Annotated in this window: 19 protein-coding genes; 10 read left to right on the top strand and 9 right to left on the bottom strand. The window is 69.7% G+C overall.

Annotation, left to right across the window (positions count from 1 at the left end; all coding sequences use genetic code 11):
* Positions 1-28: 28 nt before the first annotated feature.
* Both IE325_RS12255 and IE325_RS12250 read right to left on the bottom strand, forming a co-directional pair.
* A complete protein-coding gene (locus tag IE325_RS12255; protein WP_190069860.1) occupies positions 29-484 on the bottom strand; it encodes an RpiB/LacA/LacB family sugar-phosphate isomerase in 456 nt (151 codons plus the stop codon).
* Between the two features lie 44 nt (positions 485-528).
* Positions 529-1476, bottom strand: coding sequence for an ABC transporter substrate-binding protein (locus IE325_RS12250; protein WP_190069859.1), 948 nt, complete (start codon positions 1474-1476; stop codon positions 529-531).
* 78 nt (positions 1477-1554) lie between these two features.
* Between IE325_RS12250 and IE325_RS12245 the strand changes: the two genes are divergently transcribed.
* From IE325_RS12245 to IE325_RS12230, 4 genes are read left to right on the top strand one after another with little or no spacing between them, the layout of a single operon-like run.
* Entirely contained in the window at positions 1555-2670 is a 1116-nt protein-coding gene (locus IE325_RS12245) for a zinc-dependent alcohol dehydrogenase (protein WP_190069858.1), read from the top strand.
* Positions 2667-3365, top strand: coding sequence for a 4-carboxy-4-hydroxy-2-oxoadipate aldolase/oxaloacetate decarboxylase (locus IE325_RS12240; RefSeq protein ID WP_190069857.1), 699 nt, complete (start codon positions 2667-2669; stop codon positions 3363-3365). Before IE325_RS12245 ends, IE325_RS12240 begins: the two co-directional genes overlap by 4 nt.
* Positions 3355-4377 carry an amidohydrolase family protein gene (locus IE325_RS12235; RefSeq protein WP_190069856.1) on the top strand — a complete coding sequence of 341 codons (1023 nt, stop codon included), beginning with the start codon at positions 3355-3357 and terminating at the stop codon, positions 4375-4377. Before IE325_RS12240 ends, IE325_RS12235 begins: the two co-directional genes overlap by 11 nt.
* Positions 4378-4386: 9 nt before the next feature.
* Complete coding sequence (locus IE325_RS12230) at positions 4387-5379, top strand: substrate-binding domain-containing protein (RefSeq protein ID WP_190069855.1); 993 nt, start codon at positions 4387-4389, stop codon at positions 5377-5379.
* A gap of 66 nt (positions 5380-5445) precedes the next feature.
* Here the strand turns inward: IE325_RS12230 and IE325_RS12225 are convergent, their stop codons facing one another.
* The 3 genes from IE325_RS12225 to IE325_RS12215 all read right to left on the bottom strand — a co-directional run bounded on the left by IE325_RS12225 (position 5446) and on the right by IE325_RS12215 (position 7963).
* On the bottom strand, positions 5446-6714 hold the full coding sequence (locus tag IE325_RS12225; protein WP_190069854.1) for an NAD(P)/FAD-dependent oxidoreductase: 1269 nt from the start codon (positions 6712-6714) through the stop codon (positions 5446-5448).
* Positions 6715-7240: 526 nt separating this feature from the next.
* A complete protein-coding gene (locus IE325_RS12220; RefSeq protein WP_190069853.1) occupies positions 7241-7402 on the bottom strand; it encodes a hypothetical protein in 162 nt (53 codons plus the stop codon).
* Between the two features lie 129 nt (positions 7403-7531).
* The gene (locus tag IE325_RS12215; RefSeq protein WP_190069852.1) at positions 7532-7963 is read right to left on the bottom strand and encodes a hypothetical protein; all 432 of its coding nucleotides are present in this window, start codon (positions 7961-7963) and stop codon (positions 7532-7534) included.
* Positions 7964-8233: 270 nt separating this feature from the next.
* Here IE325_RS12215 and IE325_RS12210 point away from each other — a divergent pair, with 270 nt between their 5' ends.
* The 4 genes from IE325_RS12210 (at position 8234) to IE325_RS12195 (ending at position 16334) form a co-directional block, all read left to right on the top strand.
* Complete coding sequence (locus IE325_RS12210) at positions 8234-12082, top strand: WD40 repeat domain-containing protein (protein WP_190069851.1); 3849 nt, start codon at positions 8234-8236, stop codon at positions 12080-12082.
* A 983-nt stretch (positions 12083-13065) separates the two neighbouring features.
* Entirely contained in the window at positions 13066-13854 is a 789-nt protein-coding gene (locus IE325_RS12205; protein ID WP_190069850.1) for an FHA domain-containing protein, read from the top strand.
* A gap of 48 nt (positions 13855-13902) precedes the next feature.
* On the top strand, positions 13903-14235 hold the full coding sequence (locus IE325_RS12200) for a hypothetical protein (RefSeq protein ID WP_190069849.1): 333 nt from the start codon (positions 13903-13905) through the stop codon (positions 14233-14235).
* A gap of 866 nt (positions 14236-15101) precedes the next feature.
* A complete protein-coding gene (locus IE325_RS12195) occupies positions 15102-16334 on the top strand; it encodes a hypothetical protein (RefSeq protein ID WP_190069848.1) in 1233 nt (410 codons plus the stop codon).
* A 112-nt stretch (positions 16335-16446) separates the two neighbouring features.
* On the opposite strand, the gene IE325_RS46045 is transcribed toward IE325_RS12195, so the two are convergent.
* From IE325_RS46045 to IE325_RS12175, 4 genes are all read right to left on the bottom strand, one after another.
* Positions 16447-16638: a hypothetical protein gene (locus IE325_RS46045; RefSeq protein WP_229911777.1), complete on the bottom strand. Its 192-nt coding sequence runs from the start codon at positions 16636-16638 to the stop codon at positions 16447-16449.
* A 496-nt stretch (positions 16639-17134) separates the two neighbouring features.
* Entirely contained in the window at positions 17135-17737 is a 603-nt protein-coding gene (locus IE325_RS12185; protein WP_190069847.1) for a nitroreductase family protein, read from the bottom strand.
* A gap of 161 nt (positions 17738-17898) precedes the next feature.
* Positions 17899-18741, bottom strand: a complete 843-nt coding sequence (locus IE325_RS12180; RefSeq protein ID WP_190069846.1) for a phosphotransferase — start codon at positions 18739-18741, stop codon at positions 17899-17901.
* 1202 nt (positions 18742-19943) lie between these two features.
* Positions 19944-21446: a GntP family permease gene (locus IE325_RS12175; protein WP_190069845.1), complete on the bottom strand. Its 1503-nt coding sequence runs from the start codon at positions 21444-21446 to the stop codon at positions 19944-19946.
* Positions 21447-21774: 328 nt separating this feature from the next.
* Between IE325_RS12175 and IE325_RS12170 the strand changes: the two genes are divergently transcribed.
* Both IE325_RS12170 and IE325_RS12165 read left to right on the top strand, forming a co-directional pair.
* Positions 21775-23004, top strand: coding sequence for a CaiB/BaiF CoA transferase family protein (locus IE325_RS12170; protein ID WP_190069844.1), 1230 nt, complete (start codon positions 21775-21777; stop codon positions 23002-23004).
* Positions 23005-23937 carry a hydroxymethylglutaryl-CoA lyase gene (locus tag IE325_RS12165; protein ID WP_229911776.1) on the top strand — a complete coding sequence of 311 codons (933 nt, stop codon included), beginning with the start codon at positions 23005-23007 and terminating at the stop codon, positions 23935-23937. It begins immediately after the preceding gene.
* Positions 23938-23982 lie beyond the last annotated feature (45 nt).

The raw sequence follows: 23982 nt of genomic DNA, 5'->3' as shown, positions 1-23982 counted from the left end.
CCCCCCCCCCACGCCTCTTGGTTCTGGCTCAGGGGCGCGCGCGTTCCCTCTCTTCCAGTACGGCGATCTGCCGCAGCCGCCGTTCGTGCACCCCGCCCTTGAACGGGGTCGTCAGCCACGTGCGCACGATCTCCTCGGACCTCTCCCACGACAGGACCTTCGCCGCCAGAACGAGGACGTTGGAGTCGTTGTTGCCGCGCGAGATCTCCGTACTCCACACGTCGTGGCAGAGCCCGGCCCGGATGCCGCGGATCTTGTTGCAGGCGATGGTCTCCCCGAGCCCACTGCCACCGAGGACAATGCCGCGGTCGGCGGTGCAGTCGGTGACCTGCCGGCAGACCTCCGCGCACAGCGGCGGGTAGTCGACCGTCTCCGCACCGTGGCTGCCGAGGTCGTCGACGCTGTGCCCGTGCTCCGTCAGCCAGGCGGTGAGCCGGGTCTTGAGGGCGAGACCGTTGTGGTCGGCGGCGATGGCGATGCGCATGCGGGTCCCTTCGGCGGGCGGGTGGCTCCGGTACGGCGGTGCGGTCAGGCGGTCGGTGTGCGCGTGCCCTCGGCGAACAACTCGTCGATCTCAAGGGGCCGTTCGAGGATCCGCTGGTCCACCGCGTGCCGCATGAGCTCTTCCAGTACAGCCCGATTGGGCTCGATCCCGTACGGCAGTGGATCCGTGCCGGTCACTTCCATGACCTGGCGGTACATGGCATCGGTGGCGCTCGGGGACTCGATGCTCCCGGCGCGCAGCCGCTCCACGTACAGTTGCTTGGCGCGCGCGAAGGCGTCGAAGACGTCGGCCGCCAACTCCGGCCGCTGCTGCAGCAGTTCGTCCCGGATCACGACCAGGTGGTTGATCGGGTAGAAGCCGCGGTCGCGCAGGGCGGTGAGGGCCGCCTCCTGCGGCTTCGCCACGAGCGGCGCAACGGACGGCACGTCGGGCTTCGGACCGATGACCGCGGCCAGCTCGCCCTCGGCCAGCATGTGGTCGAGGGAAGCGCCGGACCGCATCGGTACGACGTTCGTCCGCGGCCGGTACGCGGCCACGTGCTCGTCGCCCGACAGCACCCAGGTCACCTTGTCGAGGTCGACGCCGTACTCCTGCTGGAGCACGGCCCGGGCCCAGACACCAGTGGTCACCGTGTAGCCGCGGCTGACCCCGACCTTGCGGCCCTGAAGGTCATTGGGGGAGCGGATGCCCGAGGCGGGATCGTGCCATATCGCGCCGTGGTGGAAACCGCGGACCAGGAAGGCGGGCACGGCCGTGAAGCGCACTCCGTGCGCCTTCGCCACCAGATAGGTGGTCAGCGCCATCTCGCTGACGTCGAACTCCAGCCCCCGGACCATGCGCCGGAACGCGTGGACGAGGACGGGGACTTCCTCGAAGTCGAACCGGAAGCCGTGCGACGTCACGGCCCCTGTCTTGAGGGCCTCGTTGGCGCCCTGGGTGCGGGTCACTGTCCTGAGATGAGGTACGGCCATGCTCGAAAGGTAGCATGGTTAGTCCATCAGTCCATATGCTGTCGGTCGGCGGGACGATCCCGAACGCGAGGAGAAGTCATGGCGGAGAAAGTGCTGGCGGCGGTACGAACAGCCCCCGGGCACACGGAACTGCGCGAACTGCTGATGCCGAACATTCCCGACGATGGCGCCCTGCTGAAGGTGGAGGTCGCCGGCATCTGCGGCACCGACGTGAAGATGTACGCGAAGCCGCCGTTCCCCGACCCGGTGATCATGGGGCACGAAAACGTGGGCGTCATCGCCAAGGCGGGCCGTACGTTCTCCGAACGCAAGGGACTCGTCGAGGGCGACCGCGTCTTCGTCGAGCACTACGTCGGCTGCTACCGCTGCGAGTGGTGCCACCTGGGGGAGTACCGCCACTGCGAGGCCACCGACTGGCGCACCAACCCCGACGCCCGCCGCTACGGGTACACCTCGGCGGACAACGAGTACCACCTGTGGGGCGGCTTCGCGCAGTACCTCTACCTGCCGTGGAACTCCGTCACCCACCGGGTGCCCGACGGCGTCTCCGCCGAACTCGCGGGCCTTGTCACGCCGTTGTCGAACGGCATCGAGTGGGCGCTGGTGACCGCGGGTGTCAAGTACGCCTCCACCGTGCTCATCCAGGGGCCGGGACAGCAGGGGCTGTCCCAGGTTGTCGCCTGCAAGCAGGCCGGCGCTTCTCTCATCATCGTCACCGGCACCACGAAGGATGCCGCGCGCCTGTCCCTCGCAAGGGAGTTGGGCGCCGACCACGTCATCGACGTGACGCGGGAGGATCCGCTGACCCGCATCCTGGAACTCACGAGGGGCCGCGGCGTCGACGTCGTCCTGGACTGCACCGCGGGCGCCGGCGCCGCGCCCGTTCTGCTCGGCATCGACGCGCTCAAGCGGCGCGAGGGCACGATGGTCGTCCAGGGCGAGCTGGCAGCGTTCCCCGACTTCCCGCTGAAGAAGCTGACGGAGAAGTCGATCGCCCTCAAGAGCGCCCGCGGCCACAGGTACCGCTCCTGCGAACTCGCCCTGGAACAGCTCGCGTCGGGCCGCTTCCCGCTGGAGAAACTGAGCACGCACAGCTTCCCCCTCGCCGAGGCCGACCGCGCCATCCGTACCGTCGGCGGCGAGAGCGGCGAGGACGCCGTGCACGTGTCCCTGCTGCCCTGGGCGGCGGCATGAGCATCGTCGTCCGCAACCCGCCCCGCGCCGACCGCGTGATCACCGACGCCCTCGCCGGCCACGGCGTCGCCACCGTCCACGAGGCGCAGGGACGCACCGGACTCCTCGACCCCGCCCTGCGGCCCGTCTGGGCTGGAGCACACATCGCCGGCACCGCCGTCACCGTCAGCGTGCCTCCCGCGGACAACTGGATGATCCATGTGGCCGTGGAACAGTGCCGCGAAGGCGACGTTCTCGTCGTTGCCCCCACCTCCCCTTCCGAGGCGGGCTACTTCGGTGACCTGCTCGCCACCGCACTCGCCGCCCGTGCCGTACGAGGCCTGGTCATCGACGCCGGCTGTCGCGACGTCGCCGACCTGCAGCGGATGGGCTTCCCCGTCTGGGCACGGCACGTCAGCGCGTTCGGGACGGTGAAGGAGACCCTCGGTGATGTGAACACGCCGGTCGTGTGCGGCGGTCAGCGCATCGAGCCGGGCGACGTGGTCGTCGCCGACGACGACGGGGTCGTGGTGGTCCCCCGGCTGCGCGCCGCCGACGTGCTGGAGGCATCACGAGCCCGGGAGGAGAAGGAGGCGGCCTCACGCAAGCGCTACGCCGACGGCGAGCTCGGCCTCGACGTGAACGCGATGCGTGAGCGGCTCGCGCGCAAGGGGCTCACCTACGTCGACCATGCGGAGTTCACCGGTGATCATTGACATCCACGGCCACTACACGACGGCCCCACCGCAGCACCAGGCCTTCCGCGACGCTCAGTTGGCCCGCCTTGCGGATCCGGCCCTGCCGGCGGCCGTACCCGCTGTGCCGAGCGACGACGCGATCCGTGAGAGCGTCGAGAGCAACCAGCTCAAGCTGTTGCGTGAGCGCGGCGGCGACTTCATGCTTTTCTCGCCGAAGGCGTCCGCGATGGAGCACCATGTCTCCGATCCGGCCACTGCACAGGAGTGGGCGCGCGCGAACAACGACCTCGTCCACCGGGTGGTGGGACTGTTCCCCGAGCACTTCGCCGCCGTGTGCCAGCTTCCGCAGACCCCCGGTGGCACGCTCGACGCGGCGAGGGCCGAACTGCGCCGCTGCGTGCAGACCCTCGGCTTCGTGGGCTGCAACCTCAACCCCGATCCGTCCGGCGGCCACTGGACCTCGCCGCCGCTCACCGACGCGTACTGGTTCCCCCTGTACGAGACGATGGTCGAGCTGGACGTGCCCGCGATGATCCATGTGTCGGCCTCCTGCAACCCCAACTTCCACGCGCTGGGCGCGCATTACCTGAACGCGGACACCGCCGCCTTCATGCAGCTCGTCGAGGGCGACCTGTTCGACCGTTTCCCGACGCTGCGGTTCGTGATCCCGCACGGCGGCGGGGCGGTGCCGTACCACTGGGGCCGTTACCGCGGACTGGCCGTGCGGCTGGGCCGGCCCGACCCGGCGGAACACGTCATGAAGAACGTCTTCTTCGACACCTGTGTCTACCACCAGCCGGGCATCGACCTGCTGCACCAGGTCATCGACACCGACAACATCCTGTTCGCCTCCGAGATGCTCGGCGCCGTGCGTGGCGCCGACCCGGAGACGGGCATCGCATGGGACGACACCAAGCGCTACATCGACCGCGCAGGGCTCACCGAGGAACAGCGGCACAAGGTCTTCGAGGCCAACGCCCGGCGCGTCTACCCGCACCTGGACGCCCTCCTCACGGCGGAAGGCAGGTAACCGCACCCCATGACACGACTGCAACTCACCTTCGCCTGCGGCGACTACGACCGCACCCGCGCCCTCGAAGAAGGGACCGTCCGCCCGGACGGCATCGAGCTGACGTATCTCCGGCTGCCCGTCGAGGAGACCTTCTTCCGGATGATGCGACATCAGGAGTTCGAGGTCGCGGAGATGTCGCTGTCTTCGTACGTCCTGTCACTGCGGGCCGACCCCTCGCCCTTCGTGGCCCTGCCCGTCTTCACCTCGCGCATGTTCCGGCACGGCTCCCTCTACTGCCATGCCGACTCGGGAATCTCCACCCCGGAGGATCTGAGGGGCAAGCGGATCGGCACTCCGGAGTACCAGCTCACCGCCTGTGTGTGGATGCGAGGCATCCTGGGGGACCGGCACGGGGTGCCGTTCGACTCGGTCAGCTACCTCACCGGCGGACAGGAGACACCGGGGCGCATCGAGAAGGCCGGAGTCGACCTGCCCGACTCACTGCGCATCAGTCGCATACCCGAGGACAGGACGCTTGCCCGGATGCTCGCCGAGGGCGAGATCGACGCCCTGTGCACCCCCCGGGTCCCCAGCCCGTTCGCCGCGGGAGACCCCCGGGTACGCAGGGTCTTCCCGGACGTCGTGGCCGCCGAGAAGGACTACTACGCGGCGACGGGAATCTTCCCGATCATGCACGTGGTGGTGGTCAGACGGGACGTGTACGACCGTCACCGCTGGGTCGCGCAGTCGCTCTACAAGGCCCTCCACGAGGCCAAGAACGCGGCGTACGAGAACCTCTACGACACCTCGGCCCTGCGCTTCATGCTGCCCTGGCTGACCCCTCAACTGGAAGAAGCCCGGAACCTGCTGGGCAGGGACTACTGGTCCTACGGCCTCGACGACAACCGTGACGCGCTCAGCACGTTCCTGCGCTACCACCATGAACAGGGCCTGTCACAGCGACTGCTGGAGCCCGACGAGTTGTTCGCTCCCGAGTCGCTTGAGTCAGCCGTCATCTGACGGGGCAGCGGTCAAGACGAGTGAGGCGTGAGGCCCCGGCCTCACGCCTCACTCGTGCGTTGCCTGTCAGAAGGTGGACACCACGTCCGTGCCGGCGACCACGAGGGACTTCAACGGCGTCCCGAAGTCGCCCGCGCCGCTCGACGGGATGGTCGCTCCCTGGCTGAGCACCTTGCGCACGGTCATGTAGTCGGCGGGGTTGTTGACGGCGTCCACGGCGATGAGACCGCCCTCCCGGTAGTACAGGACGGAGAACCGCTCGCTCTCCGGCTCTCCCCGTACGACGTAGTCGTCATACCCGGTCGAAAGGCCCGCGATCTGCAGTTTGAGGTCGCCCTGGTACGACCAGAACCAGGGCACCATCCTGGTCTGCGCGGGCCGTCCCAGGAGCGAGGCGGCGGCGACCGCGGCCTGGGCGACGGCGTTCTGCACGGACTCCAGCCGCACCCGGCCGAGCCCCGTCGTGGGATGAGGCTGCACGGTGCAGTCCCCGGCGGCGCCGATCAGAGGATTGCTGGTGCGGGCGTACGCGTCGACGACGATGCCCCCGTCACACTCCAGCCCCAACTGCTCGGCGAGTTCCGTGCGGGGGACCACCCCGACTCCGACGAGCACCAGGTCGGCCGGCAGTCTCGTGCCGTCGGCGAGACATACCGTGGCGACCCGCCCGGACTCACCGTCGAAGCCGGACACGGTCGTCGAGAGCAGCACCTGGACGCCGCGCCGGATGTGGGCCCGGCGGTAGAAGTCCGATACGACGGGCGCCACGGCCCGAGGGATCAGCCGCTCGGCAGCCTCGACCACGGTGACGTCCTTGCCCAGCGCGCGTGCGACGGCCGCCGCCTCCAGCCCGATGAAGCCGCCGCCGACGACCACGACGCGGGCCGCGGTGCCGAGCCGTACCCGCAGGTTCGCCGCGTCGTCACGGTCGCGCAGGTAGCAGATGCCGTCGAGATTCGCCCCGGGGATGCCAAGGCGTCTGGGTCCGGCACCCACGGTGAGCGCCATCCGGTCGAAGGGCAGGGTGCGCCCGCTCTCGGTCGTCGCGACACCGGAGCCCGGCCGTCCCGAGCGGGAGAGCGCCACCTCGGTGACACGCTCGCCGCTGACGAGATCGATCCGGGCGTCCGCGTAGTAGTTCGGGGTACGGAAGGCCAACGACTCGAAGTCCGCCTCCCCGGCGAGGACCTCCTTGGACAGGGGCGGCCGCTGATAGGGCGGATATGCCTCTTCGCCGACCAGAGCGATCGGCTCGGTGTCTCCCAGCTGCCGCAGCGTAGTGGCCAGTTGAAGACCCGCTTGACTGGCACCGACGATGAGCGTTCCGCCCGCCATTGCGTAGCCCCTCTCGACTACCTAATTAATGTCATACCATTATACCAAACCTTGCGGGCGGGCATCGACCACATGAGAGGCCCACCAGCGGGTCTCACATCGTGGAGACTCGCGGGGCCGATCCGTCGGCTCCTTCGGCGGCCGGGCTGACGCAGTGCCCGCGTGAACGCTGTCTGCACGGCCCAGGGCTTCAGCCTGAAGGAACACCCACCGCTCCGCGGTACTTTCTGGGACCGTTCGTCTACCACGAGCCGTCGAAGAACGAGCGCTACGTCGTCGACGGGCAGCAGCGTTTCGTCACGCTGCATCTGCTCTTCGTGCAACTGCGTTCTCACTCGGCATCACCGATCACGAACGCGTCCTGCGGGCCGTGGCCGAGGGCCGCGAGTAGGAAACGGGTGCGGGGGGACTCACTCTCCCGCTGCCTACACCAGCCTCTGCGACTGGGCACGCAGCCGACTGGAATGGCCTGCCGTCCAGCGTGCGGAAGGTCACGGGCTGGCTCACCCGCCGCCCCTCCAGCAGCTCAAAGCTGGCCAGGGCACATCAACTCGCACGCGACTTCGGCGACATGCTCACCCAGCAGACAGGCGTCCTGCTGCCCGCCTGGATCGAGGACGCCACCGCGGCGAACCTGCACGGCCTGACCGGCTTCGCCCGCAGCCTCACCGGTGACCATGCCGTTCAAGCGCCGCCACCGCGTGCCGACAGCGCGCATGCGAAGCCTCTGGAAAAGGCTCAGTCGTCACTCCGCAGCCGTCACTGCAGAGGCTTCCGACCCGGACACCATGATCAGCGTGCCCGGGTCGATGTGCCCTTAGCAGAGATCGAGGCGATTGAAGTCGTACGTCGCCTCGTCCGGGATCAGGTGGATCACGCCGTCCGCTGGGATGTAGTGGTTGTACCTGGGCCCCCAGAAGTGGACTCGGGCTCCGCCAGTCTGGTTGTTGCGAACAGCGAGCGCATTGATGAAGTTCGAGAGCGACCGCGTTTCACACCTGAACAGGTGGAAGACGCTGTGTCTGCCGTCGCCTTGGCCAACCGACACGCAGGCGATGCCAGATGCGACGGAGCACAACCTCAGCGCGTTGTCCCGATCGGCACTCGACACATTCCGCGTTACAAACTCGCCTGCGCCTGTGAACAGCGGGGAGACCCCCGGGGTCCACGCGGTCGGTCCGGCGGCAACGTTCGGTGCTGCCTGTGCTGGTGCCTGCGCCGCCAGCGGAAGGACCAATGCGGCGATCATCGTCAGGACCATTGCAGCCGCCCGTTTCGTGATTCTTCTCAATCTCATTCGGTCTCCTCTGTAGTCGCAACCGATGCAGCCATTCCTGGCTGATGGCGTCCCTTGTCGTGTCTTCCGCGTTGACCGCCACCGATGCGGCCGGGGTCGGGCGATCCAGGTGTAGCGGCTCGCGCGTTGTTCGCCTTCGGAGCACTGGTGCCGAACAAACAACTCATGAAAAATGTGAGGCGGCTGTCAGGCCGTCACCTGGGGGAACGGGGAGGTGCGGCGATGCCGCGCAAGGAGCGACCGCTGGACGCGGGGGACGGTCCGTTACCGGAGTTCGCCGCGGGCTTGCGGCAGTTGCGGAGGAAGGCAGGCAATCCGCCCTACCGGACACTGGCGGAGCGAGCGCACTACTCGATCTCGACGCTGTCCTCCGCGGCGTCCGGGCAGCGGCTGCCGACGCTGGCGGTGACCCTGGCGTACGTGCGCTCCTGCGACGGGGATGTCCAGGAATGGGAGCGTCGTTGGCGGGAGGCGGCGGAGCACCTCGGTGACGGGGATCCCGCCCTCGGCGTGACGGAGGAGTCCGGCACGCCACCGCCGTACACGGGTCTGCGGCCGTTCAGGGAGCAGGACGCGGAGTGGTTCTTCGGCCGGGAGCAGCTGGTGGAGGAGCTGGCCGAGCGGCTTGAGCGGCGGCGGTTCGTGATGCTGATCGGGGCTTCGGGTTCGGGCAAGTCGTCGTTGTTGCGGGCCGGTCTGGTGCCGCGCCTGCGGGACGCGGCGACCGTGGTGGTGCTGACGCCGGGGCCCCGGCCGGTGGAGGAGTGCGCGGTACGGCTGGGCGTACTGGCGGGCATCTCGCCGGGCGGGCTGTACGAGGAGTTGCGGCAGAACCCACAGAACCTGGCGCGGGTGCTGCGGCAGATCGTCGCCCGCTCTGAGGGGTCCGAAGGGGGCGACGGCGTCGTGCTGGTCGTCGACCAGTTCGAGGAGATCTTCACGCTCTGCCGGGATGACGCCGAGCGGCAGTGCTTCGTCGCGGCACTGGTCACCGCCGCGTCGGCCGGGTCCGGCCGGTGCCGGGTGGCGCTCGGTGTGCGCGCCGACTTCTACGCGCACTGCACCCGCGACCCGCTGCTGGTGGAGGTCATGCGTGACGCGCAGGCGCCGATCGGGCCGATGAGCCTCGACGAGTTACGCAGGGCTGTGGTGAGACCCGCCCAGCAGGCCGGTCTCACCGTCGAGGGCGCACTGCTGGCGTCGCTCACCGCACAGGCGCACGGCCAGGCCGGAGCGCTGCCGCTGCTGTCGCACGCGCTCCTTGAGACCTGGCGGCGACGCCGTGGTAACGCGCTGACGCTGGAGGGGTTCCAGGCAGTGGGCGGACTCGAAGGCGGCCTCGCCCGCACCGCGGAGGAGTTCTACGGACGACTGAGCCCAGGGCAAATGGAGTTGGCCCGGAGGGCTTTTGTGCGGCTGACCGCGCTGGGCGAGGGAACCGAAGACACCCGGAGACCGGCGCGCCTGGCGGAGTTGCGGGGGCTCGCCGAGCAGGCGGACGGCGACGACATCGTCGCCGTACTGGAACAGGCCGCCCGGGCACGGCTGTTGACACTGGATCGCGAACGGGTGGAGCTGGCGCATGAGGCTCTGATCCGCTGCTGGCCCCGGCTGCACGGATGGCTGGCCGAGGACCGGGAAGCCCTGCGGGTGCTGCGCCGGCTCACCGATGCGGCACTGGCGTGGGAGGCGCTGGGGCGAGATCCCGGCGCGCTGTACCGAGGCACGCGTCTCGCCATGGTCGCCGCGCTCGACCGCGCCTCCCTGTCCGTGCAGGAGCGGGAGTTCCTGGACGCGAGCCGGGCCGCCGCGCACAGCGAGCAGGCCGCCGCCCGCCGCGGTGTTCGCCGCCTGCGCCGGCTCACCGTGTTGCTGACCCTGCTCCTGATCACCGCCTCGGCCACCACCGTCTACGCGGTGCGTGCCCAGGGCACCGCCACCCGGCAGCGCAACATCGCCCTCTCCCAGAAGGTCGCGGAGCAGGCCACCGCGCTGCGCTCCACCAATCCCGCGCTCGCCACCCAGCTCAGCCTCGCCGCCTACCGCCTGGCCCGCACCACCGAGGCCCGGAGCAGTCTGCTCAGCACCTTCGCGACCCCGTACGCGACGCGCCTCACGGGGCACACCGACAACGTCAACGCGGTGGCCTACTCTGCCGACAGCCGCACGCTGGTCACCGGCAGCAACGACGACACCGCCCGCCTGTGGAACGTCACCGACCCCCATCGCACCCGCCCGCCGGCCACCCTGACCGGCCACACCGGCAAGGTCAGCCACGCCGCCTTCAGCGCCGACGGCAGGACCCTGGCCACCGCGAGCTGGGACGACACCGCGCGGCTATGGGACACCACCGCCCCGGACAGCCCCCGCCTGCTGGCGGTCCTGCGTGGCCACACCGGCGACGTCAACGCCGTGGCGTTCAGCCCGGACGGCACCACCCTCGCCACCGCGAGTACCGACGGCACCTTACGGCTGTGGGACGTCACCGATCAGCGCCGTCCCCGCACGAGAGCCGCACTGCGCACGGAAGACGACACGGACGCCGCGCTCGTCTCCGTGGCCTTCGGTCCCGACGGCCGCACCCTGGCCGCAGCCGGCTTCGACCGAGCCGTACACCTGTGGACGCTCGACGCCTCCGGGAACGCCCACCGGTCGGCCACCCTGACCGGCCACACGGCAGCCGTCAGCTGGGTGGCCTTCGGCCCCGACGGGAAGACCCTGGCGAGCGCGAGCTGGGATCGCACCGTGCGGCTGTGGAACGTGGCCGCCCCCGGACGCCCGGCCAGGCTGGCGACCCTGACCGGCCACACCGACGGCGTGCGCTCCGTCGCCATCAGCCCGGACGGACACACGCTCGCCAGCGCGGGCTTGGACCACACCGTGCGGGTGTGGGACATCGGCGATCCGCGCCACCCGAGGCAGCGGACCGTGCTGACCGGGCACACCGACGCCGCCGTCTTCGTGGCGTTCAGCCCCGACGGCCGAACCCTGGCCAGCGCCGGGGACGACCACACCGCACGGCTGTGGGACCTGCCCCTCCCCGCTCTCCACGGCCACACCGACACCGTCTGTGCGCTGGCGCTGAGTCCGGACGGCCGCATTCTGGCCACGGCCGGTTACGACCGCACGGCTCGGCTGTGGGACATCACTGTTCCCGGCCGCCCCCGCTCGCTGGCCACCCTGACCGGCCACACCGACACCGTCTGCGGGCTGGCGCTGAGTCCGGACGGCCGTACCCTCGCAACGGCCGGTTACGACCGCACGGCCCGGCTGTGGGACATCACTGTTCCCCGCCGCCCCCGCTCACTGGCCACCCTCACCGGGTACGGCGACCACGTGAACACCGTGGCCTTCAGCCCCGACGGCCGCGCCCTGGCCACCTCCGACCTGGACGGCACCGTACGGCTGTTGGACGTCTCGGACACCCGCCGCCCCCGCGAACTGGCCACCACCACCGCCCACCCCGGTGGCTCCAATGCGGCCGTCTTCAGCCCGGACGGCAACACCCTGGCCACCGGGGGATGGGACCGCAGGGTAGCGCTGTGGGACGTCGGCGACCGCCGCCACCCTAGAAGGCTGGCCGTCTCCCCGGCCCTCCCGGACGGGGTCAACGCCGTCGCCTTCCGTCCGGACGGCAAGACCCTGGCCACCACCGAATTCGGCGGCGTGACGCGCCTGTGGGATGTCACCGACCGCCGCCTGCACCAGAGCGCGGCCTTCGGCGGCCACGTCGGCGACGCCTACTCTCCCGCCTTCAGCCCCGACGGGAACACGCTGGCCACCATGGGTGCCGACGGCACCGCCCGTCTGTGGGACACGACCGATCCGGTCCACCCCCAGGCACTTGTCTCGCTGACCGACGATGAGCCCATCACGCCGGTGTTCGCGGCGGCGTTCGGCCCCGATGACCACACCCTGGCCACAGCGGGCGCGGACGGCCTCGCCCGACTGTGGGAGACGGACCCGGAGCGCGTCGCCGACCGCGTGTGCCGACTCAGCCGTCCCGCCATCACCCGCGCCGAGTGGAACACGTACTTCGGGAACCTTGCCTACCGGCCCTCGTGCCCGTAACGGGATACCTGCGAACGTGCTCACCCCGGATGTGGGTGATCGACAGGCTCGGCCCTGCCACGGAGGATCATGACTTCAGCCCCACGGCGCTGGTGGTCGACACGGTCACCGCGCTTGCCCCACTCCTGGCGAGACACGTGCCCTCGATGGTGGGGCTAGGAGTTCGGAGTTGTGCTGTTCAGGTTGGGGTGGAGCCGTTCGCGCCGTGGTTTCCGTGGGCGCGGACGGCTTCGGTCCGTCCGATGGTGAGTCCTGCAGTCCGCTGAGCGCCAGGGCAGTCATGAGCACCGCGACTCCTATCGCCGCACCGAAGCCGCCGTGCGCACTGTCCGCGTCCACTACCCGCCCCGCGACTGCCGCGGCTCCCGCCATCCCTGCCGCGTTTGCGGAGTTGCCCCTGGCGAACGCCTGGGTGAGGACAGTGCGCGGTGCCGCCGACTCGATGAGGACGGAGGAGAGGATCGGCAGGACCGGCACGACGAGTCCGGCCAGGGCGAGGTCAGAGACGACCGCGAGGGGCGCGTCGAAGAGAGTCAGCGGCAGGATTGCGAGCGTGAGGTAGGCGGCGGCTGCGACCTGGCGGCGCCGGGGTGAGCCGCTATGGCGCCATGCTTGGGCCCAACTGGCCGCTGGAGTAGCGGAGTTGAAGGCGAAATAGAGCAGCGCGGCCGCGTCCGGCGTGCCGGCGTTCGGCGCGGCTGGTGAGGGGCGGCACCTTCGGCTCTGGAGGGCAAGGGCGACGACGGGTGCTTCGTCTCCCTCAGCCCGCCCCTCCGCCCGCCCTCGACGGCGTACTCGTGGACGGTGGCTTCGCCCCCTCCCCGGAGCCACCGCCCGGCAGCCGTTCTCGGCGCCGTCGAGCCATCGCGTCGGGGCACGTTTCCTTGTAGAGGACCGTTCTTGGGAGGGGTCCCGCAGGGGATGCGGACACTGGTCGGTAAGCCGTGCGCTGTCTCGAGAAGCCACGAACGAGGAGTCCAGCAATGTCACCCTCCGCCAGCCTCGCGCGCGGAGTCGCGCCCAGCCCGCCCGGCACGCTGCATGCCCGCACGGTCATCGATGACCTCAGCGCCCCGCCCCGGCCGGGCCGCATCGTCCGCTTCGGACGGGGCGCGATGCCGGACGTGGACCTGGAGGTCGGCGTGGACGACCTGCGAGTGAGCCGGCGGCAAGGGGAGCTGACGTACCACGCGGGGCAGTGGTGGCTGCGCAACACCGGACGTCAGCTCGTCCGGCTGCCACGCGGCCGGATGATGCACCTCAGCACCGAGCCGATCCCGCTCGCCACCGGCTACACCCCGCTGTTCGTGAAGGGCTCCGGCTTCCGCGAGCACCTGGTCGAGCTGTACGTGACGGGCCGCAACGACCCATGGCCGGTATCGGACCGCTACGCCGGCAACGAACGCCCGGTGACCTGGCCGCTCGACGACGACGAACGGCTGCTGCTGGTCGTCCTCGGCCGGCGGTACCTGCTGTACGAGGAGGACCCGAGGCCGTTGACCTACACCGAGGCTGCCAAGGAGTTGTCCTACCTCCACCCGGAGGCCGGCTGGAACGAGCGCAGGATCGAGTACCGGTTCGAGGCACTGCGCCGCCGTTTGGACCGCACCGGCTTCATGTACCCGCTGATGCGGGACAAGTCGCAGGGCTGCCCCGGCGACAGCGCCCTGCTGCACAACCTGCTCAAGGGGTTGGTGGAGTCGACGACGCTCGTGCCGCCGGACCTGGAGCTGATGGAGGACGACGAGGACCGGCCGGACTCCGCCTCCTGAGGAGACCGTATCGCCGCCCGTGTCAGCGCTCCCGTGCCTTGTGAGGCGGTGTCATCGCGCGCGGAGTTCGGCGGCGCAAGCGGTGAGGTCTGTGGCCATGTCGCAGAGTTCGTCCACGGGGCGCTGCCCGCGGACGTACAGGCGCACCATCTCGGCGTACGGTTCGGCGTCCTGGCTGCCGTAGCGGCGGTATTCGGTGAAGACCGTGCCGGTGTCGTCGCCGTAGCCTTCCGGTACGACGACGACGTCGCTGGCCCACTCGCAGTCCCAGTCGGCGACGCCGGCTTCCGGCGCGTCGGCTTTGAGGCCGGGAACGACGGACAGCGCCTCGGCGTCGAGCAGTTCGCAAGGTCCTTCCAGGCCGGGGCGCCGACGGGGTAGGCGGGGGAGTGGCGCGGGATCGGGCCTTGCCTCAGGACCTTGGCGGCGCTTCGGGCGGCGGTGTCGGCAGCCTCGTACAGCGCCGCGGCTCCGTCGGCCGGCGGGCCCTCGGTTCTGGCGCGGATCTCGACGAGGGTGCCGTCGACCTTGGCGCCGGGCGGCACCAGCAGCCGATGGCACTCGTCGCTCTCCGACGTCTCGGGCGGCGAGCCCGTGCGCAGGCGGACCGACACGTATCGGCGGGTGCGGGTCGCTGATCCGGGACTGCGGTTCACCGTTCGCGGCGACCGTGGTCCGGCCTCGGGCTTCGGAGGTGTCCTCCGTGTCGACCCCATCGCCGGGAACGACGGCGAGAGTCCCGCGAGGGCTGAGGCTCGGACCCGGCGATATCGGCCAGGAACCGCCCGACCTCGGCGGCGTCGGGCCGCTCCCGCGGGCCACGCCGGAACATGGCGGTGAGCACGGGCACAACGGCCCGCACGTTGCCCCGGGGTCACCATGGCCGCGTCCACGGTGCCACCTCCCGAGGCGCTCATGGCGCAGGATCAGGCTGCCTTGACGAGTCTGGACTGCTCGATACGCAGCGACGGCGGTCATGTGGAGGCCGAACCTGAGGAACAGTGCCAGGGACGCCTGGGCGAGGTTCACGATCGCGGCGAACGCGGGCTTCTCCAGCAGGAGAAGCGGGGCTGCTCCACCCCATTCGAGGCCGGGACCGGTCCCGGCCCACCAATGGTCGAATCCGCTGATGTCAGGAGTGCCCATCTGGTCACCGACCGGGGTCAGCTCACAGGTCACGGAACGCGGAGAGTCGGATGAGAAGTCCGGTACGTGAAGGTGTCATCGCTCTGGCTGCAGTAGCTCTGTTGGCCTCGTGCACCGGAGGCTCGACCGGGGAAGGCGACAGTCCGGCGGCCACCGGCTCGCCCACCCGGAAGGCGCTCGACCTCAGCGGCGATCCACGGGCCGCGGCGCCTTTGGCGTTCGACAGCAAGGCGGCCCATGTCCTGCCGACCGGCCCGAAGGGCTTCCCTCCCCTCGCTCTGTACGGGCGTGCGGCCTGGCTAACGCACGCGTCCGGCGTGACGATGTACAACCTGGCCACGGGAAAGGCCGTCACCGACATCAAGACCCAGAACAAGCCCACGTACGACCTGCCGGCGCCAGACGATCTGAGCACGAAACAGGCCGAGATGATCCGCAGCCGCGTGTCGTTCCCGGTGCCGGTGCGGATCGGCGGTGTACCGGCCGTGGTCACCGTCGTGCCGGTCCAACTCACCAAGCGGGGCAGCCGTTCGGCGCAGGCCGGGTTCGAGGTGATCGCGGCCCGGGCCGACAACGGCAAGCTGATCTGGCGGCTGCCAGTGGACATCTATGGTGACCCGGCCGGCAAGCTCGGCGCGCTCCTGCTCGAGCCCGGGGACGGCGCGGTGACCGTCACCTGGACGGAGGACGACTACATGACGGGCACCTTCGCGGTCTCCCTGGACGACGAGCCCCGCCTGCTCTGGCAGCGTGCAGGTTTCTGGATGATCGGCGGGTCAGGCGACGCCGTTCTGGGGTTCCGGGAAGAGCCGGACGACGAATACTCGCTGGCCGGTGTTGCCGCGTCCGACGGCCGCGACCTGTGGGCCAAGGGGGTGCCCGCCGGAACGACCTGGGCGGTCAAATCGAACGACACCCCTCTGGCCAAACTCGACGACGACAGCGAGCAGGCGCGGCTGGTCGAGATCGCGACCGGCGACTTCGTCCTGTCCAAGCGATCCGGTCTGGCCAAGCGCATGACCTGCCATCACGGCGAGGGCGGCACCGTCCTGCTGTGCGCTTCGAAGCAGGACGGAGCGCTCGCCGTGGACAAGACTGGCAAGATCCTGTGGCGCCGGGCGGCGGGGGACGGTCCTGACGATTGGAACGCCACCGTAGAAGCCGAGTTCAAGGATCTGTTCTACGTCAAGGGCAAGGACGGAGCCTTCGTCGTCGACGGGCGTACCGGACGAACGGTAGGCGCCGACGCGGGAATCGTCCCGGACCGCGTCAACGCCTACGCCGCGCTGGTCTACACCGACACCGGCACAGCGGTCCACCTCACCGAGCGCTGACCCCGACCGCCGGCTCACCGCACGATCGGTGGCGGGACTGACCCGCCACCGATCCTTTGGGGCGAGGCGTCCCACACGGCGCCGGCGCAGGCCCGGCCGCCCAGGTCCTCGGTCACGAAGGCGTGGTCACCGGTGCCGGTGTCGATCGCCGTGCTTCCCGCACCGATCCGGCACAGCGATCCGTCGGAGGCGAGCAGCGGATCGACCGTCCCTGGCTGCCCGTGACGACGCTGTCGGCGATGACCGAGTCGACCGGGGCGAGCTTGTAGTTGGCGCCGATCTCGATGTTCGACACGTTGTTCACGACGGTCGCCCGCCCGTTAGACGCGCCGGTGCGTGCTCAGCGCGCCCGAGGTGTCCACGTCGGCGCCGTCGATCTGCAGCGCGGCGTTGAAGCCGGAGCCGGTCAGACCCTCGAAGGGACCTCGCTGTCGATTCCCAACAGAGCGATCATTCGCAATTCCTAATTGGCAGCCGAGTCGTCGTGGGGTGTCGGGCGGCCAATCCGGCAAGCCACAAGCGGCAGAAGCATGAGAGCCACACCTCACACACCGGGGGCGGGTCAACCATACGAAGGGCTCACCGCGTCCCGCAGAACAACGTAGGGAAGCGTGACGCTTCCGCGAACACTTCCCCCCGGACTGCATCAGGCGAGAGACCCACCCTCACGGCCTTCGCCTTGATCAGTGCACCTGGGCCGGAGCACATGATCAGACGAGGACCGTGCTCATGTCCGGCGGAAGTCCATCCGGATGATCAAGTTCGGGACATCGTTCGAGACATCGCCTGAGGGGACGATTTCAGGTGTGTCGGTCCCAGTGGCCGCGGTGGATGACGTCGTCCGCGCCCCGTCGGCGTTCTTGGATGCGGGGGCTTTGCGGGGGCGTGTCGGCGGCACGGTACCCAACCGCGATCCCGCCGATGGGGTCGTACGCGTCAGGTATCCCGAACTCGGCGCGGAAGGGTTGCAGGTGTTCGGGCATGATGCCGAAGAAGCAGGCGCCCAGGCCCTCGTCAACGGCGGTCATCAGCATGAGCAGCGCGGCCATCCCGGTGTCGATGTACCAGTACGGTGCCGGCCATCGGGCTTCGGCGCGGTCTTCCCAGCCCTTGTCGGGCTCGGCGTAACGTTCCAGATAGGCCGTCTTATGGGCCAGAGGCACCACAACCAGCGGAGCATCCTGCATGGTTGGTGTCTGTTCGACACGGGTGGGTACGAACGGCCAGAAGCGAGCACGGTCGGCGGGATCGGTAAGGGCAAGGAATGCCCAGCCCTGGGAGAAGCCAGCCGAAGGAGCCCGGAGAGCGGAGGCGAGGATCCGCTCGACCACCTCTGGGGCCAGCGGCTGGTCGGAGTAGTGCCGGATCATGCGCCGACGGCGAACCACCTCGGAAAATTCCATGCCGGCAGATCCTGCCACGAACGCCGGGCGGAGGCCCATACGAGTGATCGAGTTCGCGACACCGTTCGAGTCCGGTTGTTAAAGATCAGGCTTAGGGGGCGCTGCGCGGTGCGTAGTGGCGGTGGGGTGGTTGCGGTCTCGGCGGCCGCTGTATTCCGGGTTCAGTGCGGTTCGCGGCCCTGAAGTGCGGCGCGGGTTCGGTTGAGTCCTTCGGTTCTCCAGTGGTCCCGGTGGGGCATCTGGTCGGTTCGGCGCCAGCGCCAGGCGGAGAACATGGCCCAGTTCAGGGCTCGGCACTGGCGGGTCAGGGTGTGGTCGGCTCGCGGATAGTGCTGTGCCACGTTCTCGGGGGCGTGGGCGAGGTCGAATTCGACAGGCCCGCGGCAGCATGTGGCCAGGTCGACGAAGAGCGGTCCTCGTCTGGTGTTGAGAAGGTTGCCTGGATGCGGCTCGCCGTGCAGCAGCTGGTCGGCGGCCCGTTCGGTGCTGAGTGCGGTGCTCAGGCCGCGGAGTGTGCTGCGGAGGAATTCCCGTTCCGAATCGGGCAGTTCGGGGGACCGTGCCCGGTCGTCGACCTCGCTCAGCGCCCCGGCGATCCGGTCGGTGACGTGCGGTGCGTCAAGTTCGGTCTGGCGCAGGGCGGCGTGGTGCCGCATCAATGCGTCCGCGTAGTCGGCCGGCGCGATCGGTGTTCTGACGGGTTCGTAGTAGGTCCACAGCGAGACGGCGAAGCCGTCACGCACATGGACTTGGGGCGCGGTGCGCGGCTCGAGCTCGGCCACGGGGGCGCCGGCGGCGGTGAGACGGCGGGCGACCTCCACTTCGAACTCGGAGCCGGCCAGGTGCTCCGAAGGCGCAACCCGGGCCAGGACAGCGCAGGGGTCCAGGCGCAGCACAACCCGGTCCGAGTTGTGGATGATGGTCGCTTCACCGGCCTGGAGGCCCAGCCGTGAAGCGGTTGCCTGTGCTGCCTCGATCGCGCGGCCGAGTTCCGGCGGTTCCATGGCGTCCCCCCTCGGTTACGGGCCGGTGCAGGGCCCGGGCCGAGGGTAGTTGAAGACGTCATCGGCCATGACCAGGCCCCCTCAGGGCGAGAATGGCGCGGGGACCGGGCTCAGCCCTTGCCGGGCTTGCGGTGTTGCCTGAGCTCGTCGGCGTCTTTGTGGTCGAACGTCGTGGGGTGTTGCCTGGATTCACCTTTCGTCGTCGCCATGGCGTGCGGAGGCCTGTCCGCCTGGGCGGCCGGAGCACTCACGGCAGGCGCCCTTGCCCTCGTCGCGCTCGTCCTGTTCATCCCCAGCGAGACACCGGCCCGCCGGCTGGGCCGGCTGATCCAGGCCTGGCGAATCCCCGCCGACGCTCCTGTCAGGCCCGGGGCGGTGCAGTCTTCTGCGGCCCCGTCCGTCCCGTCCGGGGGAGGGCAGATGAACCGGCTCTGCCTGACCTGCCTGCCGGCCCGAGTGCTCTTGTCCGCCGGCGGATTGCCGCGGACCTGTGCGCCCCGGCCTCGGTGGGCCTTTGCGGTTATGGCACCCGGCTGACGGGTTCCGGTTTCCTGTGCGGCGGCTCTCGGTGTCCGCCCGGCAGGCGGGGCCCCCCGCTGGGCCGCGACGGGTCTATTGGTTCTCCTGGCTTCGGTCGCGGTGTGCGGCCACGTCGGGTTCGTGGTCGAGCCACTGTCGGCAGACCCTCCAGTGGATGCGCGGCTGCCCGCGTCGCTGAGGAAGGCGTCGGCGACGAGGTCGGGGGTGCAGGTCCTGGTGCCGTGTGCGCTGCGCAGGGAATCTGCCTCGTGGGCGGGCCGGCAGTGGTCGCGGCCGCGGCGCGGGGTCGGTGGGTTGTGCTGGGCGTGCGGCGCCCGGTTCATCCACCGGACCGCATCCGGCGGACAGACGTGGGGAGCGTCATGGTTCGTCCAGGGCTGCACCACTTCGCGCCCGGGAAGGCGGTGACGGTTCCCGTGCCCACGTAGACGACGCGCCTGAGTCTCGCCATCACGAAGATGCCGCCAGCCGGCATCTGCACGGGTACTTCGGGCCGGCCGCCTCCAGAGGGCGCGGACACTCTGCTGCTCGTGGCGGGCGTCGAGCTGTCAACCCGGGCGGCCTTTGGGCGCCGTTGGCCGCGAGATGAGGCTCGGACGCAGGGCCCGCCGGGGCGTGGCTGGCGGTCCCCGCGTCGTTGCGGTGTCGGTGAGCTGAGGATGTCAGAAGAACAGCAGGCTGATCGGCTGGAGCAGGATGATGCCGACGACCGAGGCGAGGGAGACGCCGACCGTGCAGGTCTTGAGGGTGCCTCGGGTGGTTTGTCCCATCAGTGACTGCAGCAGCCAGAACGTGTTGCTGGTGACGTGGACGGCGAACAGGGAACCGGTGCCGGCGGCGAGAGCGATGAGCACGGGGTCGATGCCCAGGCTGGGGGCGAGCGGGGCGAGGATGCCGGCTGCGGTGATGGCGGAGATGGTGACGGAGCCGATCGCGATGTGCAGGACCGCGGCGATCGCCCAGACGAGGAGCAGGGGAGCGAAGGAGTGGGCTCCGAAGTAGCCGCGCAGGATGTCGCCGAGGCCGCCGGCCGCGACCACGGCGGCGAGTGAGCCGCCGACGGCGGTGAGGATGAGGATCTGGCCGCTGTCCTTGAAACCGCGGGCTATGGCGTCCTCGACGCGCTTCTGCCCCATGCGGATCCGGCCGATCACCACGGTGCCGATCAGTCCGGCGAGGAGGGCGACGACCGGGTCGGCGAGGAAGGTGAGTACCCGGTTGTGCAGGTCCGCGGCGTCCGCGACGGCTCCGGTGGCGATCATCAGAAGGGCGAGCAGGAGCGGGGCGAAGCTGAGCAGCAGGTGGGGGGCTCCGGCTTCGGCCCGCGGTTCGTCGGCGTCCTGATCCTCGCCGTCGGCGGTCTTGTCGAGGGTGGCCGTGGCGGTCGGGGTGGGGGCGTCGGATCCGGTGGAGGTGGCGGTGGCCGTTGCGCGTGCCGAGGCGTGCCGTCCCGCCGTGACCTGCTGCTCGGTCCGCGCGTCGGCGTCGGCGTCGGCCTCGACGTCGGCACGGTGGGTCTCGGCGGTCTCATCGGTTGCCGCGTTCCAGAAGCCCTTGCGGAACAAGAACGTCATGAGGGCTACAGAAATCAGGATCGTGGGAATGATCAGCAGCACGCCCCAGAGCAACATCGTGCCCAGCGGCACATGCAGCAAGGCCGCCAGGGCCAGCGCGCCGACTCCGGGGACGACCAGGACGATGCCGCACTCCAGGCCGATGGCCATCGCGACGGCCATGCGGGGTGTTCCCAGGGGGCCGATCCGCTGGGAGGCGGACCGGGCGAGCGGGGCGGAGATCACCAGCAGGACGTCCAGGTAGATGGACTGCAGCAGGGTGCCGATCGTCAGGGACATCGAGTACGGAAGGCGCTTCGGCCCGAACAGCCGGATCAGCCGGTGGACCAACTGCTCGATCGTGCCCATCTCTTGAAGGATCGCGCCCATCAGAACGCCGAAGGCGATCAGCAGGCCGACCTCGGCCATGATGTCGCCGAAGCCCTTGGTGATCGTCTGGACGGTTTTGTCGAGGCCGAGTTTGGTCGTGAGCCCCAGGTAGAGCGAGCCCAGCACGAGGGAGATCACCGGGTTCACGCGGAATCTGACGATCAGTACGACGGTGGCGATGATGGCCACGGCCGTATTGACCAGGACCGGGACGTCTGACATACCGCTCGCTCCTTGCCTGCGGCCCCGAGGGGCCGTGCTGTGCGGGTGGGGACGGGGCGGTGGCCGGCGTGTGGACCGTCGCCGTGACGCCGGTGTCACCGCGTGGGGAATGGGTCTTGCATCCCGAAGATTTGTGGGATGGCAACTCATCATGAGGGCGGTCAGCGGGTAGGTCAATGGTTGGGACTGAAACTAAACCGCAGGGGAAATCTCGATAGATGTACCTCTTGTGCCCATTATGGAGCTCAGGCTCGGCCTTGACCGATGAGTTGGACACCCGCATTCTGGGTTGCGAACCCACATAGTGAGTTGACCTTGGAGAGTGCACATGGCCACAACCGACCAGAGCGGGCAGCGCGCCCCCGGCCCCCTGACAGGTCTGCGGGTGGTGGAACTGGGCAACTTCATCGCCGCGCCCTCGGCCGGCCGGCTGATGGCCGACTTCGGAGCCGACGTGGTGAAGGTCGAGCGGCCCGCCGGCGGTGACGAACTGCGCCGCTGGCGACTGCACGAAGGAGACACCTCGCTGCTCTTCCGGGCGATGAACCGGAACAAGCGATCCGTCACCCTCGACCTGAAGCATCCCGAGGGGCGGGCCGTCGCGCTGGAGCTGATCGGCCGCTGCGACATCGTCCTGGAGAACTTCCGCCCCGGCACCCTGGAAGGCTGGGGCCTGGCCCCGGAGCAGATGCGCGAAGCCAACCCCGGCCTGATCGTCACCCGCATCTCGGGCTACGGACAGACCGGCCCCTACCACGACCGGCCCGGCTTCGGCGGCGTCGCGGAAGCCATCGGCGGACTGCGCCACCTCACCGGCTACCCGGACCGGCCGCCCACCCGTGTCGGCATCAGCCTCGCCGACTCCGTCGCGGGCCTGTACGCCGTCATCGGCTCGCTCGCGGCTCTCCAGCGCCGTGCGGCCACCGGCCGCGGAGACACCATCGACGTCGCCTTGTACGAAGCCGTCTACTCCCTGATGGAATCCCTGACCCCCGACTACGACGCCTTCGCCGTGGAACGCGAACGCACCGGCAGTTCCCTCCCGGGGATCGCCCCCTCGAACAACTACCTGTGCGGGGACGGCCGCTACGTCGTCATCAGCGGCAACGGCGACTCCATCTACAAGCGGCTCATGCAGGTCATCGGCAGGCCCGACCTGGCCGACGCCCCGGAACTCGCCGACAACGCCGGACGTGTCCGGCATGCCGAGGAACTGGACGACGCCATCTCCGCCTGGACGGGACGCCTGTCGCACGACGAGGTGCTCAAGCTCCTGGACGACGGCCAGATCCCCTCCGGCCCCATCTTCACAGCGGCGGAGATCGCCGCCGACCCGCACTACGCGGCGCGCGGCATGGTGGAACGCCACCGTGTGGCCATCGCCGCCGGCGACGAGCGGGACGTCGCCTTCCCGGGCATCGTGCCCAAGTTCACCGAGGAGCCCGGCCGCACCCGCTGGCTCGGACCGGAGCTGGGCGAACACACGGACGCGGTCCTGGCCGAGATCGGAATAGACGACGCACGCCGCACCGCGCTGCGTGACATGGGAGTGGTGTGAATGAACGACATGCCCGAACAGGTCCTGATCACGGAGGTCCTGCTGCGCGACGGCCTGCAGATCGAACCGGTGATCGTCCCCACCGAGGACAAGCTCCGCCTCGCCTACGGTTTCCTCGAAGCCGGGCTGACCTCCCTGGAGATCGGCTCCTTCGTCCACCCGGACAAGGTGCCGCAGATGGCGGACACCGACCGGCTGGCCGCCGAACTGTGCGCGGGGGAGTCCGCCTCCCTGCACACGCTCGTCTTCAACGAGCGAGGAGCCCGCCGCGCCCTGGACGCCGGCGCACGGCACGTGCGGCTGATCGTGTCGGCGAGCGACGGCCACAGCCGGGCCAACGCCGGTGTGCCGACCCGGCAGGCACTGGAGCGCCTGCGGCCGGCGGCGGAACTGCTGACACAGGCCAAGGTCCAGCTGGAGGCCACCATCGCCACGGCCTTCATCTGCCCGTTCGACGGCGAGACACCACCCGGCCGTGTCGTGGCCACGGCTCACCAGCTCGCCGACCTCGGCATCTCCGTGCTCCACCTCGGCGACACCATCGGCGCGGCCAGCCCATGGCACATCCGGCGGACGTTGACAGCCGTACAGGCGGAGCTGTACGACATGCCGCTCGGCCTGCACCTGCACAACACCTACGGCATGGCCTCCGCCAACGTCTGGGAAGCCCTCCACCTGGGCGTTCGCCGCTTCGACGCGGCCCTGGGCGGCGTTGGCGGCTGCCCGTTCGCCCCAGGCGCCGCCGGGAACATCGCCACCGACGATCTCGTCAACCTCTGCCATCACGCCGGCATCGCCACCGGCATCGACGTCGACCGGCTCGTGGCCCTGCGCGAGGAACTGCACGCACGGCTCGGACGGAAGCTGGACTCGGCCCTGGCAGCCGTCCCGGCCGCACCGGTACCGTTGCGGCCCACCGCCGTGCCCGGCTGACATACCGTATGTGCTCGTAAAACGGTGGAGTCCTGGCGGGGAGAC

It is taken from the genome of Streptomyces lanatus (genome assembly GCF_014655715.1).
GTDB classification, from domain to species: domain Bacteria; phylum Actinomycetota; class Actinomycetes; order Streptomycetales; family Streptomycetaceae; genus Streptomyces; species Streptomyces lanatus.
Note: the sequence above shows the minus strand (reverse complement) of the source record. Positions and strands in the feature narration are given on the sequence as shown.

Excerpts from the sequence above, each read along its gene's own strand:
- IE325_RS12215 (WP_190069852.1), bottom strand. The coding sequence starts at position 7,963 with ATGATCGCCGCATTGGTCCTTCCGCTGGCGGCGCAGGCACCAGCACAG.
- IE325_RS12210 (WP_190069851.1), top strand. The coding sequence starts at position 8,234 with ATGCCGCGCAAGGAGCGACCGCTGGACGCGGGGGACGGTCCGTTACCG.
- IE325_RS12255 (WP_190069860.1), bottom strand. The coding sequence starts at position 484 with ATGCGCATCGCCATCGCCGCCGACCACAACGGTCTCGCCCTCAAGACC.
- IE325_RS12165 (WP_229911776.1), top strand. The coding sequence starts at position 23,005 with ATGAACGACATGCCCGAACAGGTCCTGATCACGGAGGTCCTGCTGCGC.
- IE325_RS12180 (WP_190069846.1), bottom strand. The coding sequence starts at position 18,741 with ATGGAACCGCCGGAACTCGGCCGCGCGATCGAGGCAGCACAGGCAACC.
- IE325_RS12230 (WP_190069855.1), top strand. The coding sequence starts at position 4,387 with ATGACACGACTGCAACTCACCTTCGCCTGCGGCGACTACGACCGCACC.
- IE325_RS12245 (WP_190069858.1), top strand. The coding sequence starts at position 1,555 with ATGGCGGAGAAAGTGCTGGCGGCGGTACGAACAGCCCCCGGGCACACG.
- IE325_RS12225 (WP_190069854.1), bottom strand. The coding sequence starts at position 6,714 with ATGGCGGGCGGAACGCTCATCGTCGGTGCCAGTCAAGCGGGTCTTCAA.
- IE325_RS12185 (WP_190069847.1), bottom strand. The coding sequence starts at position 17,737 with ATGGAATTTTCCGAGGTGGTTCGCCGTCGGCGCATGATCCGGCACTAC.
- IE325_RS12205 (WP_190069850.1), top strand. The coding sequence starts at position 13,066 with ATGTCACCCTCCGCCAGCCTCGCGCGCGGAGTCGCGCCCAGCCCGCCC.
- IE325_RS12170 (WP_190069844.1), top strand. The coding sequence starts at position 21,775 with ATGGCCACAACCGACCAGAGCGGGCAGCGCGCCCCCGGCCCCCTGACA.
- IE325_RS12175 (WP_190069845.1), bottom strand. The coding sequence starts at position 21,446 with ATGTCAGACGTCCCGGTCCTGGTCAATACGGCCGTGGCCATCATCGCC.
- IE325_RS12250 (WP_190069859.1), bottom strand. The coding sequence starts at position 1,476 with ATGGCCGTACCTCATCTCAGGACAGTGACCCGCACCCAGGGCGCCAAC.
- IE325_RS12240 (WP_190069857.1), top strand. The coding sequence starts at position 2,667 with ATGAGCATCGTCGTCCGCAACCCGCCCCGCGCCGACCGCGTGATCACC.